The sequence below is a fragment of the Achromobacter sp. Marseille-Q4962 genome (genome assembly GCF_943737005.1).
Classification (GTDB): Bacteria; Pseudomonadota; Gammaproteobacteria; order Burkholderiales; family Burkholderiaceae_B; genus Achromobacter.
In genome coordinates this window covers 135761-153905 of record NZ_CALSFU010000001.1, presented here as the reverse complement: position 1 = coordinate 153905, position 18145 = coordinate 135761, and the positions used below count along the sequence as shown (strand labels likewise).

The window sequence follows — 18145 nt, the reverse complement described above, 5'->3', positions numbered from 1 at the left end:
CCGCGCATGGATACGCGTCATGTCCCGGAAACCGGGGACGGCCAGGTGAACGCCCCCCCGGCCGGCATGCCGGTGTCGTTCTGGCGCGCGCTGGAAGCGCAGCCCTACGCCCACGACCTGTTCAATACCCTGCGCTGGATCGACGCCCGTGCCGGCGCCCGCGCGCCGCTGGGCCGCGCGGCCTCGCCGCGCGCCGAGCCGGTGCGGGTGCGGCAGGAGCCTTCGCTGGCGTTCGCGCCCGCCACGCTGGCGCGCGCCTCGGCGCCGCGCGAGGGCCGGCCGGGCGAGATTTCCGTTTACGGATTCGGCCTGTTCGGGCCCAACGGGCCCTTGCCGCTGCACATGACGGAGCACGTGCGCGAGCGCGTCCAGCATCATGGCGACCGCACGCTGTCCGCGTTCGCGGACCTGTTCCACCACCGCGCGGCGTTGCTGTTCTACCGCGCCTGGGCCGATGCGCAGGCCACCGCCAGCCTGGACCGCGGGGAGGACAGGTTCTCGGCCTACGTGGCCAGCCTGTTGCACATGGGCCAGCCGTCGATCCGCCGCCGCGACGCCGTGCTGGACCATGCCAAGTACCACATGGCGGGCCACCTGGTGCGGCTGACGCGCAATCCCGAGGGGCTGGCCCGAATCCTGCAGCGCTTTTTCGGTGTGGCGGTCGGCCTGCGGGAGTTCGTGCCGCAATGGATACGCCTGGAGCCCGCGCAGCGGCTCAGGCTGGGCGCGGCGGCGGGTCTGGGGCGCGACACGCTGCTGGGCGCGGCGGTGCGCGACGCCCAGCACAAATTCAGGCTGGAGATCGGTCCGCTGGACCTCGATGCCTACTGCGATTTCCTGCCCGGCGGGCGGCGCGCCCGCCAGTTGCTGCACTGGGTGCGCCAATACGTCGGCATCGAATTCGCCTGGGACGCGCGGCTTGCGTTGCGGGCGGAGCATGCCGAGGGCGTGCGCCTGGGCGGGCGGGCTCCGCTGGGGCTGGCGAGCTGGCTGGGCCGCCGCCCGGCCTCGCTGGGCGACGCCCGCGACGTGGTGATCGATTACGAGGCCCGCCAGCGCGGCCGGCCGCCATCCAATCCCGAAAACACGAACCGACGAGGAGAAAACGCGTGATCGCCGATATGACGTATGACGGCCAGGTGCTGCGCTGGCCGGGCCATGGCGCTTTCCGGGCGTCCAGCGGCCTGCCCGGCTTCCAGACCCCCGATCAGACCTGCGTGAAAGACAACGGCCCCATTCCGCCCGGCCGGTACAAGCTCTTCCTGGCCGACCAGGGCGCGGCGCGCGACGACGGCACCGGCTCCTGCGCGCTCAAGCCGGCATGGGGCGTGCAGACCATTCCGCGCGGCGCGGCGGCTGGCGACTGCGAGCCCTATTGGGCCCACTGGGGACGCCATCGCGCCCGCATGGAGCCCGCCGACGCCGAGACACGCAACCGCTGCCCGGTGGCGCGCGGCGGCTTCTACCTGCACGATTCCACCAAGGGCTACAGCCACGGCTGCATCGAGGTCGAGGGACGCATCTTTCCGATTCTGGCCTCCTATGCCCGCACCAGCCAGCGCAACTCGCTCATTCTCGAAGTGGCCTATGCCGGCGGCCGCAGCACCTACGGAGGCACGCGTGTCGATACGGAATAAGTGGATGCCGGCGGCGGCGCTGGCGCTGTCCGCCGGCCTGGCCCAGGCGCAGACGGTCACGCTGGACAACCCGCTGGACGCCTGCGTGGCGCCGCAGCTCGGCGTGCGGCAGACGAGCGAGGGCATGCTGCTGCAGCCATGGCGGCTGGACGCCCGCAAGCCCGTGGCCGAGTGCGGCTGCAAGTCGGCGCTGCTGCGCTACGAGGCGCGCGCGGTCACGGACGACGGCGACGAGGTGGTCCTGCAAAGCGGGCTGGTGAACAGCCGCAATGCCGGCGTCGCCGCGCTCACCCTGGCCTCCGACGCCCAGCTGGCGCGCGGCCTTGCCACGCGGGGGCTGGTGCTGTCGCTGGGCTGCGCCCCGCCGCGCTGAGGCGACGCCCCGCCGGCAAGCCCCCTTCTTCAACCGCATTGCATACACCATGTCAGATATCGGCCGCATCGACCTGTTCGGCAAACTGAACCCGCTGCTCTACCAGACGCTGGAGGGCGCGACCGCCTTCTGCAAGCTGCGCGGCAATCCCTATGTGGAGCTGGCGCACTGGCTGCACCAGATCCTGCACAGCGCCGACAGCGACCTGCATCGCATCGCCCGCCACTTCGAACTGGATCCCGCGCGGCTGGCCGCCGACACCGCGGCCGCGCTGGACCAGCTTCCGCGCGGCGCGAGTTCGGTGTCCGACCTGTCGGAGCACGTGGACCACGCCGTCGAACGCGCGTGGGTGCTGGGCTCGCTGCGCTATCACGCGGCGCGCATTCGCAGCGGCCACCTGCTGGCCGGGCTGGTCAAGACCTACGCGCTGCGCAACGTGCTGCTGGGCATCTCGCCGTTGTACGCGCGCATCGTGCCGGACGTGCTGCTGGAGTCGCTGGAACGCATCGTGCAGGGCTCGCCCGAGGACGCCCAGGCCGGCCAGGCTGCGGGCGGGGCGGCGAACGAGGGCGCCGGCGAAGGCGGCGCGCTGGCGCGCTACGCGGTGGACCTGACCGAACGCGCGCGGGCCGGCAAGCTCGATCCGGTCACGGGCCGCGACGCGGAGATACGCCAGATCGTCGACATCCTGATGCGCCGCCGGCAGAACAACCCGCTGCTCGCCGGCGAGGCCGGCGTGGGCAAGACGGCCGTGGCGGAGGGGCTGGCGCTGCGGCTGGCCGCCGGCGACGTGCCGCCCGCCCTGCGCGACGTGCGGCTGCTGTTGCTGGACATCGGCCTGCTGCAGGCCGGGGCGGGCGCCAAGGGCGAGTTCGAGCAGCGCCTGCGCGCCGTCATCGACGAGGTGCAGGCCAGCGAGCGCCCCGTGGTGCTGTTCATCGACGAAATCCATACGCTCATCGGCGCCGGCGGCGCGGCCGGCACGGGCGATGCGGCCAACCTGTTGAAACCCGCGCTGGCGCGCGGGCAATTGCGCACCGTGGGCGCGACCACCTGGTCGGAGTACAAGAAGTACATCGAGAAAGACCCGGCGCTGACGCGCCGATTCCAGGTGGTGCAGGTGCACGAGCCTGACGAGGAGCGCGCCTGCGCCATGCTGCGCGGGCTGGCCGACACGCTGCAGGGCCACCATGGCGTGCTGCTGCTGGACGAGGCCGTGGAAGCGGCCGTGCGCCTGTCGCACCGCTACATTCCCGCGCGCCAGCTGCCGGACAAGGCCGTGGCGCTGCTGGACACCGCCTGCGCGCGCGTGGCCGTGAGCCAGCACGCCGTGCCGGCGGCGCTGGAAGACGCCCGCCGCCGCATCGAGGCGCTGGAAATCGAGCGCGGCATCGCCGGACGCGAGGCGCGCCTGGGCCTGTCGGACGACACGCGGGCCGCCGCCCTGGACGAGGCGCTGGCGGCGGCGCGGGCCGGAGAGGCAGATCTCGCCGCGCGCTGGAAGGAAGAGGCCGGGCACGCCGCCCGCGTTTTTGCGCTGGGACGCGAGCTGGAAGACGAGGCCACCGCGCCCGAGCGCGCCGCCGAGCTGCGCGGGGAACTGGCGCAGGCCCGCGCGGCGCTGGCCGAGCGCCAGGGCGAAGCGCCGCTCATCTTCCCCTCGGTGGACGCCGCCGCCGTGGCCGCCGTGGTGGCCGACTGGACCGGCATTCCGGTGGGCCGCATGGTCAAGGACGAAGCCCAGGCGGTGCTGGGCCTGGCCGACACGCTGGAGACGCGCGTGCTGGGCCAGCGGCACGGCCTGGAAGCCATCGCGCGCCGCATCCAGACGTCGCGCGCGCGCCTGACCGACCCGGGCAAGCCGGTGGGCGTGTTCCTGCTGTGCGGCCCCAGCGGCGTGGGCAAGACCGAGACCGCGCTGGCGCTGGCCGAGACGCTGTACGGCGGCGAGCAGAACCTGATCTCGATCAACATGAGCGAGTTCCAGGAGTCGCACACGGTGTCCACGCTCAAGGGTGCGCCGCCGGGCTACGTGGGCTACGGCGAGGGCGGCGTGCTGACCGAGGCCGTGCGCCGCCGTCCCTACAGCGTGGTGCTGCTCGACGAGATCGAGAAAGCCCACGCCGACGTGCACGAGATGTTCTTCCAGGTGTTCGACAAGGGCTGGATGGAGGACGGCGAAGGGCGGTACATCGACTTTCGCAATACCGTCATCATCCTGACGTCCAACGTGGGCGCGGACCGGGTAGCCAGCCTGTGCGCCGATCCGGAGCTGCTGCCCACGGCCGACGGGCTGGCGGCGGCGCTGCGCGAGCCGCTCCTGCAGGTCTTCCCGGCCGCGCTGCTGGGGCGGTTGACGGTGGTGCCGTACTACCCGCTGTCGGACGCCATGATGGGCCGCATCGTGGACCTGCAGGTCGGCCGCATCGCGCGGCGGCTCCAGGAGAACCACGGCGTGGCGCTGGAGATGTCCCCCGCGGCCGTGGCGCTGGTGGTGGCGCGCTGCACCGAGGTGGAGTCGGGCGGCCGGCTGGTCGAGGCCATCCTGACCAACGCGGTGCTGCCGCCCATCAGCCGCGAGCTGCTGGGCGCGTCGGCGGGCGGGCGGCGGCTGGGCCGGGTATGCGTGGATGCGGAAGGCGGCGAGTTCGCCTTCCGGTTCGAATAAGCCGGCGGACGGGCGGGCGGCGAACGGGGGGCGTGGCGTGAGCATCAAGGCACTGGAACGGACGGGAGAGGTGGCGGCGCTGCGGCGGCCCGGCGAAGTCATGCTGGTCGGGCCCTGGTACGCCTTCGACCGCGTGTCGTCGCGGCTGCTGATGACGGATGCCGCCGAGCTGCGCGCGGCGATGTACCCCTACGTGCGCGACGACGCGAACCGCATGCGGCTGCTGACCATGTATCGCCGCATCATGTGCACCAGTTCGGCCGGCTGGCAGCAGTCGCCCGCGCAGGTTGTCGAGCACGTGGCCGGCCTGGCGCGCATGCAGGCGGTGGCTGCGATGGTGGTGCCGGAAGCGGCCTCGGACAGCGGCAACAGCGTGCCTGCCGCCGCCGCCGCGCAGCTGCAGATACCGGCCGGGCCGGTGGAGCAGTGGCCGATGGCGGCGCGGTTCCGCTACGTGCTGGAGCGCGCGCGGCGCTATATGTCGCCGGCCATGGCCGAGGAGTTCGACAAGCTGATTTCGCCGGCGGCGATCGGCACGGTGGTGGGCGTGCTGGTGGTCTGGGCCGCCTCGCACGCCTTCGGCGTGGGCGAGGTGGTGGACGTCATTCTCATCGTGGTGGGCTACGCGCTGGCCGGCTGGGCCATCTTCGACGCCGTGGGCCATATCGTGGACTTCATTACGCTGACCACCGGCGCCAAGAGCCCCGAAGACCTGGACCGCGCGGCCCGCGCGCTGGCCGACGCCGCGGCGGCCGTGGGCGTGGGGGTGCTGATCGCGATCCTCACGCGCGGCGCGGGCCGGCTTTCGCGCCAGGCCGGCGGCGCCCGCCGCGCCCGCGCCGCCGAGGAGCTGCCCGAGGGCCAGGCGGCCGGGCGCAAGCCCGTGGCCGGCTCGCCGGGCCGCGCTTCCCTGGATCCGAACGAGGTGCGGTTTTCGCAGAATTCGGTTTCGTACGCCAAGCGCGACCGCCTCACGGGCGAGCGCTATACCTACGACGATCTGGTCGACAGCATGCGCACGCACGGCTGGCAGGGCGACCCGGTGGACGTGGTGCGCATGCCCGACGGCCGGCTCACCAGCATGGACAATACGCGCATCGCCGCCGCGCGCGAGGCCGGCATCGACGTGCAGGCCACCATCCGCGGGTTCGACGAGCCCGTGTCGCCGCAGATGATTCTGGACCGCGGGTGGGCAGATAATACGACTTGGGGCAAGGCACTGACCTCGCGCATCCAGAATCAGAGCGGCGGTTTCGGCGCGAGCAATCCGTATGGCTCGCTCGACTTGCCGCGCATTACAGGAAAGCCCAAATGAAGACGCCGTTTCTTTTCGATTCGCCCATCCTGCCCGACGCTTTCAGGCTGCCCGAGCGCTACGTCCGCATGGCGCAGGCGGGAGACTGGCCCGACCTGGCTCCGTGGGGTTTCCTGGCCGCAGACATGGCCCGTTCGCTGTGGTACTACGGCGCCATGCTGCTCAAGTTTCCGGGCAAGCCGCTGATTCCGTTTGCCGAGATCAACGACGCCGACGGCTATTACAACGAGGGATATTCGGTGCTGGCGTGCTTCGATGGCAGCGATACTTCCGGCGACCCGGTCGTGCGCATCTACGATTACGGCACGCACCGCGTCACGCCGTGGCAGAACAAGAGCTATGACAACTTCGAGGCCTGGCTGGCGTTCGCGGCCGAGGAATCGGCCGACTACAAGGCCGGCCTGGCCGACCGCGACGCGGACGCCTGACGGGGCTGGGGGCGGGCGCCGCGCGTCAGCCTGCGGTATCCACCGGCGCGAGGAAGGCGGGCGGCACGTGCGCCACCAGCCAGACGCCGTTGTCGGCCCGGTAGAACGCATGGCCCTGCGCGTGCATGGCCCTGGCGTCCACGCGCAGCACGACGGGCTTGCCGTAGCGCATGCCCACGGCGCGCGCGGTGGCCGTGTCGGCCGACAGGTGCACGTGGTGGCGCTCGCCCGGGCGCAGTCCCTGGGCCAGGATGGATTCCAGATTGCGCGTGGCGGTGCCGTGGAACAGCACGTCGGGCGGGATGCGCGGTTCGTAGGCGATGGCCACCGCCGCCGAGGAATGCCCCTGGGCGGCCCGGATGCGGCGGCCGTCCTCGGACACGGTGAAACGCTTTTTCTCGCTGGTGGAGACTACCTCGTCCAGCAAGGCGCGGGTGAGCGGCTTGCCGGCGGCGGCGGCGCGCGCGATCAGGGTGTCGATGTCGGTCCAGCCTTCGGTGTCGAGCTCGATGCCGATGGCCTGGGGCTCATGGCGCAGCACATAGCTGAGGAACTTGCTGGCGTCGGTGCGGGAAAGACTCATGATGGATGCGTGAAGGGCGGGCGGGGCCCGCGGCAGGTGTCATTGAAACCCGCGGGGGCGCCGCCGTCCAGGGCCGCGCCGTCAGCGCTTGGGCGTGGGCGGCCGCAGGTGGCCGCCGCTGTAGTCGCGCGCGGCGTGGCGCTGGGGCGCGGCGCCGCGCTCGTCGCGGCTGTGGCCGGCGCGCAGCGTCCCGCCGATCGGCGAAGACGGATTGGCCGCCGCTTCGCCCTCGTGCAGCGTGCTGGGCGTGAGGTCGCTGAGCACGTGGCGCAGGTGCGCGCTGTCGGGCGTGGCGAAGGCGTCGAGCGGATCGCGCGCGCGGGCGCGGCCGGGATCGGCGGGCGCCAGGTCCGCCAGCGGGTCGGCCGGATTGCGCGACATGGCGCTGTCCATGGCGAAAGGATGGGTGTGCACGTCGGGGGCGCTGCCCACCGGCAGCGTGCCGGGTCCGAACAGATCGGCGAATACGTCGTCGGCCGGCGCGGGCGCAGGCCCGGCGGCCGGAGCGCCGGCAAGCGTCTGCGGGGCCGCCGGTTCCGCGGCGGCAGGCGTTTCCGCCGGCAGCGGATCGGCGGCGGGCTTGCGGTCGGGCCGGGGATCGCCGCCCGACGGACCGCCGCCCGACGGACCGCCGCCCGACGGATCGGCAAGAAGGGGATCGGCAAGAAGAGGGTCCGCGAGCAGCGGATCGGCCAGCAGCGGATCGGCTGGCGGGGAATCGGGCGCGGCGGCGGCCGGCTCGCCCGCCGCCAGCACGTAGGGGCCGATTTCGATGCGGTCGCCTTCGCGCACCGGGGCTTCTTCCCAGGGCGCCAGGGCGCGGCCGTTGATGCTCACCGGCGACATGCCGCTCAGGTTGAGCAGCGCGCATTGTCCCTGGGCCACGCGCAGCGCCGCCTGCACGCGGCACAGGCCGTCGCCGGCCGGCAGCGCCAGGGTGTTCTGCGGCGCGGCCCCGATCGTGCCTCCCGGGCTGTCGAACAGGACGGACAGCGGCGTGAATCCGGGATGGCGGCTATGGCTCAGGGCGGTCAGTTTCATGGTGGGGGGCTCCAGCCGGGCGCGCCGCCGGCGGCGTCAGTGCGCGGCGCGCGCCTTGGCGAACACGGGGCCCCATTGCGGATGCCCGGCCTCGCTGGGCGACAGCGTGAAGGAAGGATCGATCTGCAGGATGCGCTCGAAGCCGTCCTGGCAGAGTTGCGTGTAATTGCTCATGCAGTAGCTGAAGGACTGCAGCTTCAGCGCCTCGATGCGCTCGGCGTCGGGCGCGCCAGCCAGCGTGTCCGAACGCGCCACGCGGCGGATGACTTCGCCATAGCGGCCGGCCGCGTAGTCGCTCTTGACCTGCGCCAGCTCGGCGGTTTCTTCGGCGGTGGCCGTGCGCTGCACCTTGCCGGGGACGGCGCAGCCGGCGGCCAGAATCATGACAAATGTTGCAGCGATGTATCGGAGGGGTTGGACCGGGATCATGGGAGGCTGAAACAGCTTTTCAGAGGGAAAAGACACAGGGGGTGCGCCGAATCATATCGGCACCGGGCGCTGAAATTACGTCTTTTCGTTTCCACACTGAATCAGAGTTGTTTTGAATGTGACAACCCGGTAAGAGCCGTAACGTCATCCTTGCATCACGGAAAAGTCATTTTTTTGCGGCCAAGATACGCGCTTCGCGAAATACAAGAATGGAGGGATCCATGCTCATGCGAGGCGCGACCTTGCACGCGTCCCTCGGGCGCCTGGCCCGCGCCGCCCTGGCGGCGGCCTCGGTCCTGGCGGTCGCAGGGTGCGCGTCCACCGCGCGTCAGGTGGCGGTGCCGTATGCCGTCGAGCTGACCGCGTCCAAGGACGTCAACCCCGATTCCAACGGCCGAGCGTCGCCGATACAGGTCACGATCTTCGAGCTGCGTTCGTCGAGCCAGTTCGAGAGCAAGGACTTCTTCACGCTGCTGGGCAATCCCCAGGCCGCGCTGGGCGCCGAGCTGCTGGATACCGAGCAGGTCATTCTCAAGCCCGGCGAAACCCGCGTCGTGCGCCGTCCCGGCAATGTCCAGGCGCGCGTGATCGGCGTGGTGGCCGGATACCGAGATCTCGAGCAGAGCGCGTGGCGGCGCACGGTGAATCTGCCCGAGCCGCAGAACACCAACATCTACAAGGTCTGGCAGTTCTCTCCGAGCGAAGAGCCGGTGCCCATCAAGGTGGACCGCAAGGGCCTGGAAGTCGTCAAGAAGGAGCGCGCCTGGTGGATGATCTTCTGAGAACCGCGACGCCGCGCGGCGTTTCTGGTGGGGCCTATGGCATCTAACAATAAAGTGGTCTGGTCGGAGGGCATGTTCCTGCGGCCGCAACATTTCCAGCAGTTCGAGCGCTATCTCGAGCACACGGCGCGCCTGCGCGCGCCCCAGTCGCATTTCTGGGGCTTCTACGAGCTGGCCTTCGACGAGGATGCGCTGGCCATCGGCAAGCTGGTGCTGAGGCAGGCGCAGGGCATCTTCCCCGACGGCACGCCGTTCCTGTTCCGGCACGCCGATGAGGCGCCGCCCGCGCTGGAAGTGCCGGCGACGCTGCGCGACGAACGCGTGATGCTGGCGCTGCCGCGCCTGCGCGAAGGCGCGTGCGACGTGCTCTACGAGGAAACGAACGCCGACCTCGCGCGCTATCTGGTGCACGAGGAAGAAGTGGCCGACAGCGGCGCGCTGGCGCTGGAGCCTGCCCTGCTGCAGCTGGGCCGTCCGCGCCTGCGGCTCATGCCCGAGAGCGAACTGGGCGATGACTGGGTGGGCCTGCCGGTGGCGCTGGTGCGCGAGCGCGGCCCCGACAACCGCGTGGCGCTGGACCCCGACTACATCCCGCCCTGGCTGGCGGCGGGCCGCCACGAAGTGCTGGGCGGCCTCATCGACGAGCTGTCCGGCCTGCTGCAGGCGCGTGCCGAATCCATGCACGAGCGCCTGGCGCAGCCCGGCCGGGGCGGTGTGTCGGAAGTGGCCGACTTCCTGCTGCTGGAAACCGTCAACCGCTACACCGGCGCGCTCTGGCACGCGCGGCAGGCGCCGGGCACGCACCCGGAGCGCGTGTTCCACGACTGGCTCATGCTGGCCTGCGACCTGGCCACCTACACCACCGAGGAGCGGCGTCCGCGCGTGCTGCCGGAATACCGGCACGACGACCTGCGGGCTACGTTCCTGCCGCTGATGCAGGAGCTGCGCCGCTCGCTGTCGGTGGTGCTGGAGCAGCACGCCATCCAGATTCCGCTGCAGGACCGCGGCCAGGGCGTGCGCGTGGCGCAGATCCCGGACGTGGAACTGCTGCGCACGGCGGCCTTCGTGCTGGCCGTGCACGCGGACCTGCCGCGCGACGTGGTGTCCGCGCGTTTTCCGGCGCAGGTCAAGATCGGCCCGGTGGACCGCATCCGCGATCTCGTCCACCTGCAGCTTCCCGGCGTGACGGTGCGCACGCTTCCGGTGGCGCCCCGGCAGATTCCGTACAACGCCGGGCACGTCTATTTCGAACTGGACAAGAGCGGCGATTTCTGGAAGCAGCTCGAGCGCACCGGCGCCATGGCCATGCATTTGGCCGGCGAATTTCCCGGACTCTCGATGGAGTTCTGGGCGCTGCGCGACTGACCGCCCCTGCCGGCCCCCCTCCGCGGGCGGCGCCGGCGCTGAGATGACCCAATATGACAACCGACGCCATTCTCGATTCGCCCTTTCCCGGCCCCGCGCGCGGCGAAGGGCCGTGGCACCGCAGCGGCGAGTACGTCATCAGCGGCAGCAATCCGCTGGTGGCGGCCGCCAATCCGCTGCTGGACCTCGTGCCGCAGATCCGCAATACGGCCTCCCATCCTTCCCCCGCCATGCTGCGCGAGCAGCTGGTGGATGAGGTGCGGCAGTTCGAGCTGCGCGCGCAGCAGGCCGGCATCCCCAACGAAACCATCCTGGGCGCGCGCTACTGCCTGTGCACGGCGCTGGACGAGGCCGCCGCGCTCACGCCCTGGGGCGGCGGCGGGGTGTGGTCCGCGCACAGCCTGCTCGTGACCTTCCACAACGAAACCTGGGGCGGGGAGAAGTTCTTCCAACTGCTGGCCAAGCTGTCGCAGAATCCCAGCCATCACCTGGACCTGCTGGAGCTGCTGTACTACTGCCTCCTGCTCGGTTTCGAGGGGCGCTACCGCGTGCTGGACAACGGGCGCTCGCAGCTGGAAACCCTGCGCCAGCGGCTGCTGCGCATCCTGCGCGGCGCGCGCGGGGAATATCCGCGCGAGCTGTCGCCGCATTGGCGCGACATTCCCGCGCAGGTCGCCACGCGTCGCCTGCCGGTGCCGCTCTGGGTGTTCGCGGCGCTGGCGGGCGCGCTGGCCCTGGCAGCCAATTTCGGGCTGACGTGGCGCCTGGGCTCGGTGTCGGACAGCGCGTTCGCCGCGGTCGGCGCGGTGCAGACGCCGCGCCTGGAACTGGCGCGGGCGCCCGCGGCCAAGCCGGCGCCCAAGCCGCGCCTGGCCGAATTCCTCGCGCCGGAAATCCGCGAAGACCTGGTCACGGTGCGCGACGAGGCCGACCGCAGCGTGGTGGTGCTGCGCGGCGACGGCCTGTTCGATTCCGGCGCGGCCGACGTGCGCGAACGCTATCTGCCGGTGCTCGCGCGCGTCGCCGACGCGCTGCGCGAGACGGAGGGCAGCATTCTCGTGAGCGGCTATACCGACAACATTCCCAGCCGCGGCGCGCGCTTCCCGTCGAACTGGCACCTGTCGCAGGCCCGCGCCGACGCGGTCAAGGAGATCCTGGAAAAACGCCTGGACGATCCCAGGCGCGTGCGCGCCGAGGGCCGGGGCGATGCGGACCCGGTGGCGCCCAACGACACCGCCGCCAACCGCGCCCGCAACCGGCGCGTGGAAATCACGCTGCTGGTGCCGCCCGTGCCGCGCTCGTCCACGGTGGAAGGAGCGGCGCAATGATCCATACCTTCTTCGGTTTCCTGATGAGCCGCGGCCTGTGGAATTTCCTGGGCCTGGTGGCGCTGTCGCTGTTGATCTGGGTGGCGGGGCCGCTGCTCGCCGTGGGCCAGTGGCGGCCGCTGGAGCCGGCCGCCGCGCGGGCGGGCCTGATCGTCGCGCTGTTCGCGGTCTGGCTGCTGCGCATTCTGTGGCGCAAGTGGCGCCAGGGCCGGTTGAACGCCCAGCTGCTGGGGCAGCTGCGCCGGCCCGCCGCCGCCAAGCGCGAAGAGGCCAAGGAGCCCGTCAACCCCGAGGTGCGCGAGCTGCAGGAGCGCTTCGACGAGGCGGTGGAGCTGCTGCGCCGCACGCGCTTCGAGCATGGCGAGCGGCCGGGGTTCTTCTCGCGCTTTTCGCGCCAGTATCTGTACCAGCTTCCCTGGTATGTGTTCGTGGGCGCGCCGGGTTCGGGCAAGACGACGGCGCTGGTCAATTCGGGCCTGAATTTCCCGTTGGCCGACCGCTACGGCAAGGTCGGGCTGCGGGGCGTGGGCGGCACGCGCAATTGCGACTGGTGGTTCACCGACGATGCGGTGCTGCTCGACACGGCGGGGCGCTACACCACGCATGAGAGCGACCCCATCGGCGACGAGAACGAGTGGAAAGGCTTCCTGGGGCTGCTGTCGCGTTTTCGCGGCCGCCAGCCCATCAACGGGGCCATTCTGACCGTCAGCGTGGCCGACCTGCTTTCGGCCTCCGATACGGAGCGGGTGCAGCATGCGGCGGTGCTGCGCAAGCGCCTGCAGGAGCTGCGCGAGCAGCTCGGCATCCAGTTCCCCGTCTATGTGCTGGTGACCAAGGTGGACTTGCTGGCCGGCTTCGAGGCTTATTTCCAGTCCTTCGGCCGGGAGGATCTGGAGCAGGTGTGGGGCTTCACGCTGCCCTATGCGCGCTCGCAGGAAGAGGGCTTCGACCTGTACGAGGCTTTCCATGCCGAGTACCGCCTGCTGCAGCGCCGCCTGGACGACGCGCTGCCCGAGGTGCTGGCCGCGCAGCACGACGAGGCCGGCCGGGCGCTGGCCTACATGCTGCCGCAGCAGTTCGCCAGTCTGCAGAACGTGCTGGGCCAGTTCCTGAGCGACGTGTTCTCGGCCACGCGCTACGAGGCCCGGCTGGTGCCGCGCGGCGTGTACTTCACCAGCGGCACGCAGGACGAAGGCGAAACCTTCGACCAGGTCACCGGCAGCCTGCGGCGCTACCTGCGCCTGGACAACCGGCTGGAGACCCAGGCGCCGGCAGGCGAGGCGCGCAGCTTCTTCCTGAAGAACCTGCTGCAGGAAGTGATCTTCAAGGAAGCGGGGCTGGCCGGGCGCAACCTGCGCTGGGAGCGGCGCTACCGCCGCCTGCACTGGGCGGGCTACGGGCTCATCACGCTGCTGCTGGTCGGGCTGCTCGCCGGATGGTTCGTGAGCTATGGCAACAATTCGCGCTACCTGGCCGAGATCGAGCGGCGTGTGCCGGTGGCCGACAAGCTGGGCAAGGACTTGAAAATCACCCAGGCCGGCGACGTGCTGGGCCTCATGCCTTTCCTGGACGCGCTCTGGTACCTGCCGCAAGGGGCGGACTTCGACATCCACTCGCCGCCGCTGGGCTACCGCTTCGGGCTGTACCAGGGCGAGAAGATGTATGCCGCGGCGCAGGGCGTCTACCGCAATACGCTGGACCAGGTGCTGCTGCCTCAGGTTGCGCGGCGCGTGGAGTCGGCGCTGCGCAACGCCTCGCCCGACGACCTGGAATACGGCTACGAGGCCCTGCGCGCCTACCTCATGCTGTACGAGCCGGACCACTACGACGCCGACTTCATGCACGCCTGGCTGCTGTCCGACATGCAGAAGACGCTGCCCGAAGGCTACACGCGCCGCCAGTACGACATGATGTCGCTGCACCTGCGCAACCTGGTGCAGGGCAAGGTCATCGTCTCGCCGTTCCCCAAGGACGAGGCGCTGGTGGCCAGGGCGCGCGAGCAACTGGCGCGCTACACGCTGGCGCAGCGTTCCTACAGCCGGCTGCGGCGCCTGCTGATCGGCGGCTCCAAGGCGCCCGAGACCACGGTGGTGACGCTGGCCGGGCCGCAGGCCGGGGCGGTGTTCACGCGCAAAAGCGGCAAGCCGCTCACGCAGGGCATTCCCTCGCTGTACAGCTACGACGGCTACTGGAAGGTGTTCAATACGAGGGTGGGGCAGGTGGCCGAGCGGCTGCGCGCCGACGATGCCTGGGTGCTTGGCATCGAGCCGGGCAGCCTGCGCGAACGGGCGGGGCAGGACACGCTGGTCAACGACATCCGGCGGCTCTATCTGAACGACTATGTGGCCACCTGGGACGCCTATCTCAACGACATCAAGCTCGCGCCCAGCTCTTCGCTGCTGCAGAGCATCCAGACCTCGCGCACGCTGTCCGCGCCGGATTCGCCGCTGGTGAAGCTGGTGCAGGGCGTGGCGCGCGAAACCACGCTGCTGCGCGAGCAGGAAGGCGGCGCGCGCTCGCTGGTGGACGAGGCCAGGAGCCGGGTGAGCAGCACCCGCGAGACGCTGGAGCAGCTGTTCGGGCCGGTGGGGCCGACCGGCGGCACGCGCGCCGATGCGTCCGAGGGCAAGCTCGAAACCATCGTGGACCAGCATTTCGATTCGTACCGCCGCCTGGCCCAGCCGGACGCCAACGGCATGTCGCCGATCGCCAACACCACCGGTCTCATCAACGAGCTGTACACCTACCTGACCGCCTCGGACGCGGCGCTGCGCAGCGCCAACCCGGCGCCCAGCTCCGACGTGGTGACCAAGCTGCGCGCCGAGGCCGGCCGCATGCCCGAGCCGGTGCGCGACCTGCTCAACGGCCTGTCGGTGAGCGCCTCGGGCGAGGTGTCGGGCGTGGTGCAGGAGCAGCTCAACGACGAGGTGGCCGCTACCATCGGCCTGTTCTGCCGCCAGTCCATCGCGGGGCGCTATCCCTTCGCGCCCGCTTCCACGCGCGACGTGGCGCCCAACGACATGGCGCGCCTGTTCGCGCCGGGCACCGGCATGATGGACGATTACTTCCAGCGGCGGCTGGCGACGCAGATCGACGTGTCAGGGCCGCGCTGGCGCTTCAAGCCGGGCATCGACGGCACGCCGGGCAAGACCTCGCCCGTGCTCGACGCCTTCCAGCGCGCGGCCGTGATCCGCGATGTCTATTTTTCGGCCGGCAGCGTCACGCCGCAGTTCCGCGTGTCGATCCGGCCGGTGGAGATGGACAGCAGCATCACGCAGTTCCTGATGGATGTGGATGGGCAACTGGTGCGCTACGCGCACGGGCCGCAGGTGGCCACCCAGGTGCAATGGCCCGGCCCGCGCGGCACCAACCAGGTGCGCATCGAACTGCAGCCGCAGACCGGCACCGCCGGCGTGGTGGCCAACGGGCCCTGGGCGCTGAACCGGATCCTGCAGAAAGCCACGCTTTCGCGCGGCAGCGCGCCCGAGACGGTACTGGCGACCTTCGACATCCAGGGCCGCAAGGTGGTGCTGGAAATCACGGCCAGCAGCGTGAAGAGTCCTTTCAATCTGGCTGAGATGCGGGGGTTTGCATGTCCAGGCCGTTCGTGAAGACCGCCGGGGCGGCCGGCGCCGATGGCGTGGGCTGGTACGGCAAGCTGCCCGCTTCCGGGGATTTCGTGCATCGGCGCCTGCCGCGCGAGCTCATCGCGTGGTGGGACAGGTGGCTGCAGCACGGCCTGGCCGCGCTGCGCGCCGCGCTCGACGAGAGCGAGGCGCAGCGCGCCTATGCGGCCGCGCCCATCTGGAACTTCGCGATTCCCGCCGGCCTGGGCGCGGGCGTGGTGCAGCTGGGCTGCATCGGCGCCAGCCGCGACCGCGTGGGGCGGCGCTATCCGCTGTGCCTGGTGTCGTACCTGCACCCCGACGACTACGATGCCCGCATTCTCGAGAACGCCGGCGATTACTACCGCCAGCTGGGAACGGGCGTGCTGGGCGCCGTGCGCCATGGCCGCGGAGCCGAGCAGCTCGACCAGATGCTGACGCAGCCGGGCCTGTCGCTCGCCTCGCTCGGCCGCCCCGATGCGGCTTCGCCGGGCAGCGACATCATGGACATTCTCAACGCTGGCATCGCCCGCGAGCCCGAGCCCGCCCGGGGCGTGGCCTGGACCGGGCTGCCCGCGTACTTCAACCCCGGATCGCACACCAGCTATTGGTGGACCAACCAGGCCGACGGCGCGGCGCTGCTCACGTATGTGCATGGCGGCGCGCTCAACGCGACGCTGTTCGGCAAGCTCTTCCTGCCGCTGGGCGGCGGGCGGCGCGGCTGACAGGAGACGAGAACCATGTCGATCGACACCCAACCGGCGGGCATCCGCCGCCTGGATACACTGCCCGCCGTGCTGCGCGGTGGCGTGCCGCAGGCGCGCATCGTGCGCCTGCTCGACGAACTGGCGCAGGCGCTGGCGCCGCTGCATGCCGCCGGCACTGTGCATGGCGCGGTGCACCCTGGCAGCGTCGGCCTGGACGCGCAGGGACGCGCCCACCTGCTCGCGCCGGCGCTGGGCGGGCAGGCCAATGCGGAGCTGGCGCCGCGCGCGCCCGGCTACGCCGCGTTCGAGCAATACACGGACGACCCCGCCACGCCTTGCGGCCCCTGGACCGACGCGCATGCGCTGGCGGCGCTGGGCTATCTCATGGTCACCGGCCAAGCGCCGCCGCCCGCGCTTGAGCGCTGCGTGCTCGACACGCGCCACATCCTGGCCGGCAGCGGCCGTCCGGGCTACGACGATGCGTTTCTCGCCAGCCTGGACCGCAACCTGTCGCTGCGCTTTGACGCGCGCGACGCCGCGCTCGGGGGCAATGCCGCCGGCGCGCCGGCCGCCGGCGGCCGGCCCGATGCCGGGGAGGCGCACGCGCTGCCCGGCGCGGCCGCGTCCCATGAGGCGGATGCGACGCCCGGGATGACCGGCACGCAGGAAGCGGACGCATTGCCCGGCGCCGGCCCGTCGGCCCCGCCCGCCGGCGCTTCCGCCGCGCGGGCGCCGTCCGATGCCTTGCCGCGGGCGGAAAAAGAAACCCCGCCGCCTGGCGTGCAGCCTGCGGAAACGGAGCCGCCGCCTGCCCCGGAACCGTTGCCCGCCGCGGAGGCATCCCGCCGGCCGCCGCCCGCGGTGCACCGGCCGCCGCTGCCCGAACCGGCCGAGCGCAAGCGGCCTCCCGTCGTCATGATGGCCGGGGTGGCGCTGGCCCTGGCGGCCGCGGCGTACTTTGCCTTGCGCGGCGACGGCGCCAGCCCGCCCGCAGCGCCCGCGGTGGCCCGGAACATGCCGGCGCCCACGGCGGGAGACGCGCCGCCGCAATCCACGCCGGCTGCGGGCGCGTCCGACGGAGCGCCAGGCGGACAGGCGGGCGTGCCTTCCCCGGCCGGCGCATCCCCGGACGGTATGCCCGCAGCCGGTACGCCCGCAGCCGGTACGCCCGCAGCCGGTGTGCCTTCCGCGGGCACACCCGGCCCGCAGGCGGTTGTTCCGGATGCGGCGGAAACGGGCGCGGGAGCCGGCACGCCGTCCGTGCCGCCTGCCGCCGCGCCGCAGGCCGGCCAGCCCGAGCCGGGCGCTTCGGGGCAGGCGTCGAATGGCCCGGCGCAAGCGCCGGATGCCCGGGCGCAGGCCGCCGCGCCCGCCGTGCCGGAACCGCCCGGGCTGCACACGCTCTATCCGCCGGCGCGCGGGTCAGCGTCCGAGGCGGGCGCGGCGCGGCCGGAAACGTCCGCCAGCGGCCCCCCGGCCGCGGCATCCGGTCCGGCCTACGCCGGCGCGGCCAGCGCTGCCGTCCAGAAGCCCGGCCACGAGCCGGAGCATGCCTCCGCGACCGAAGCGGGCCGCGCCGGGCCGCCGGCCGCCGCGCCGGCGGCTTCGCCCGGCGCGCTCGCGGGCGAGCGCTGCCCGGCGCCGCTGCGGCTGAATATCCAGCCCTGGGGGGAAGTGGCGGTCAATGGCGCGGTGCGGGGCGTGAGCCCGCCGCTCAAGACCCTGTGCCTGCGTCCGGGCAGCTATACGGTCACGGTGCGCAACGGCGACCTGCCGTCCCACACGGAAACCGTGCAGATCCAGTCCGGCAAGGGGGCGACGGTGGCGCACCGGTTCCAGTAGTCCGGCAGGCGGCGTGAGGGGCGGCGATTCGCGCCGCCGCGA

At 71.6% G+C, this 18145-nt stretch carries 15 protein-coding genes; 12 read left to right on the top strand and 3 right to left on the bottom strand.

Annotated features, from left to right (window positions below; translation table 11 throughout):
* Positions 1 to 6 precede the first annotated feature (6 nt).
* Genes tssG through NGJ44_RS00660 form a run of 6 tightly spaced genes read left to right on the top strand, consistent with a single transcriptional unit; the run spans position 7 to position 6421 of the window.
* Positions 7 to 1113, top strand: coding sequence for a type VI secretion system baseplate subunit TssG (tssG, locus tag NGJ44_RS00685; RefSeq protein WP_251862812.1), 1107 nt, complete (start codon positions 7 to 9; stop codon positions 1111 to 1113).
* The gene (locus NGJ44_RS00680) at positions 1110 to 1637 is read left to right on the top strand and encodes a tlde1 domain-containing protein (RefSeq protein ID WP_251862811.1); all 528 of its coding nucleotides are present in this window, start codon (positions 1110 to 1112) and stop codon (positions 1635 to 1637) included. The genes tssG and NGJ44_RS00680 overlap by 4 nt, the downstream gene beginning before the upstream one ends.
* On the top strand, positions 1621 to 2010 hold the full coding sequence (locus NGJ44_RS00675) for a DUF2195 family protein (RefSeq protein ID WP_251862810.1): 390 nt from the start codon (positions 1621 to 1623) through the stop codon (positions 2008 to 2010). The genes NGJ44_RS00680 and NGJ44_RS00675 overlap by 17 nt, the downstream gene beginning before the upstream one ends.
* A 49-nt stretch (positions 2011 to 2059) precedes the next feature.
* Positions 2060 to 4678 carry a type VI secretion system ATPase TssH gene (gene tssH, locus NGJ44_RS00670; RefSeq protein ID WP_251862809.1) on the top strand — a complete coding sequence of 873 codons (2619 nt, stop codon included), beginning with the start codon at positions 2060 to 2062 and terminating at the stop codon, positions 4676 to 4678.
* A 37-nt stretch (positions 4679 to 4715) separates the two neighbouring features.
* Positions 4716 to 5993, top strand: coding sequence for a ParB N-terminal domain-containing protein (locus NGJ44_RS00665; protein WP_251862808.1), 1278 nt, complete (start codon positions 4716 to 4718; stop codon positions 5991 to 5993).
* Entirely contained in the window at positions 5990 to 6421 is a 432-nt protein-coding gene (locus NGJ44_RS00660) for a hypothetical protein (RefSeq protein WP_251862807.1), read from the top strand. Before NGJ44_RS00665 ends, NGJ44_RS00660 begins: the two co-directional genes overlap by 4 nt.
* A gap of 25 nt (positions 6422 to 6446) precedes the next feature.
* Here the strand turns inward: NGJ44_RS00660 and NGJ44_RS00655 are convergent, their stop codons facing one another.
* From NGJ44_RS00655 to NGJ44_RS00645, 3 genes are all read right to left on the bottom strand, one after another.
* Positions 6447 to 7004 (bottom strand): RNA 2'-phosphotransferase, encoded by a 558-nt coding sequence (locus NGJ44_RS00655; protein ID WP_251862806.1) that lies wholly within the window; start codon positions 7002 to 7004, stop codon positions 6447 to 6449.
* An 81-nt stretch (positions 7005 to 7085) separates the two neighbouring features.
* A complete protein-coding gene (locus NGJ44_RS00650) occupies positions 7086 to 8045 on the bottom strand; it encodes an FHA domain-containing protein (protein WP_251862805.1) in 960 nt (319 codons plus the stop codon).
* Positions 8046 to 8081: 36 nt separating this feature from the next.
* On the bottom strand, positions 8082 to 8429 hold the full coding sequence (locus tag NGJ44_RS00645; RefSeq protein WP_235489922.1) for a TssQ family T6SS-associated lipoprotein: 348 nt from the start codon (positions 8427 to 8429) through the stop codon (positions 8082 to 8084).
* Positions 8430 to 8695: 266 nt separating this feature from the next.
* On the opposite strand from NGJ44_RS00645, the gene tssJ reads away from it, so the two are divergent.
* The 6 genes from tssJ to NGJ44_RS00615 are packed head-to-tail and all read left to right on the top strand — an operon-like array spanning position 8696 to position 18103.
* The gene (gene tssJ / locus NGJ44_RS00640; RefSeq protein WP_053245286.1) at positions 8696 to 9256 is read left to right on the top strand and encodes a type VI secretion system lipoprotein TssJ; all 561 of its coding nucleotides are present in this window, start codon (positions 8696 to 8698) and stop codon (positions 9254 to 9256) included.
* A gap of 36 nt (positions 9257 to 9292) precedes the next feature.
* On the top strand, positions 9293 to 10621 hold the full coding sequence (gene tssK / locus NGJ44_RS00635; protein WP_251862804.1) for a type VI secretion system baseplate subunit TssK: 1329 nt from the start codon (positions 9293 to 9295) through the stop codon (positions 10619 to 10621).
* Positions 10622 to 10674: 53 nt separating this feature from the next.
* A complete protein-coding gene (locus NGJ44_RS00630; protein WP_251862803.1) occupies positions 10675 to 11949 on the top strand; it encodes a DotU family type VI secretion system protein in 1275 nt (424 codons plus the stop codon).
* Positions 11946 to 15560, top strand: a complete 3615-nt coding sequence (tssM, locus tag NGJ44_RS00625; RefSeq protein WP_053246233.1) for a type VI secretion system membrane subunit TssM — start codon at positions 11946 to 11948, stop codon at positions 15558 to 15560. Before NGJ44_RS00630 ends, tssM begins: the two co-directional genes overlap by 4 nt.
* A complete protein-coding gene (tagF, locus tag NGJ44_RS00620) occupies positions 15542 to 16279 on the top strand; it encodes a type VI secretion system-associated protein TagF (RefSeq protein ID WP_251862802.1) in 738 nt (245 codons plus the stop codon). Before tssM ends, tagF begins: the two co-directional genes overlap by 19 nt.
* A 15-nt stretch (positions 16280 to 16294) precedes the next feature.
* On the top strand, positions 16295 to 18103 hold the full coding sequence (locus NGJ44_RS00615) for a hypothetical protein (RefSeq protein ID WP_251862801.1): 1809 nt from the start codon (positions 16295 to 16297) through the stop codon (positions 18101 to 18103).
* Positions 18104 to 18145 lie beyond the last annotated feature (42 nt).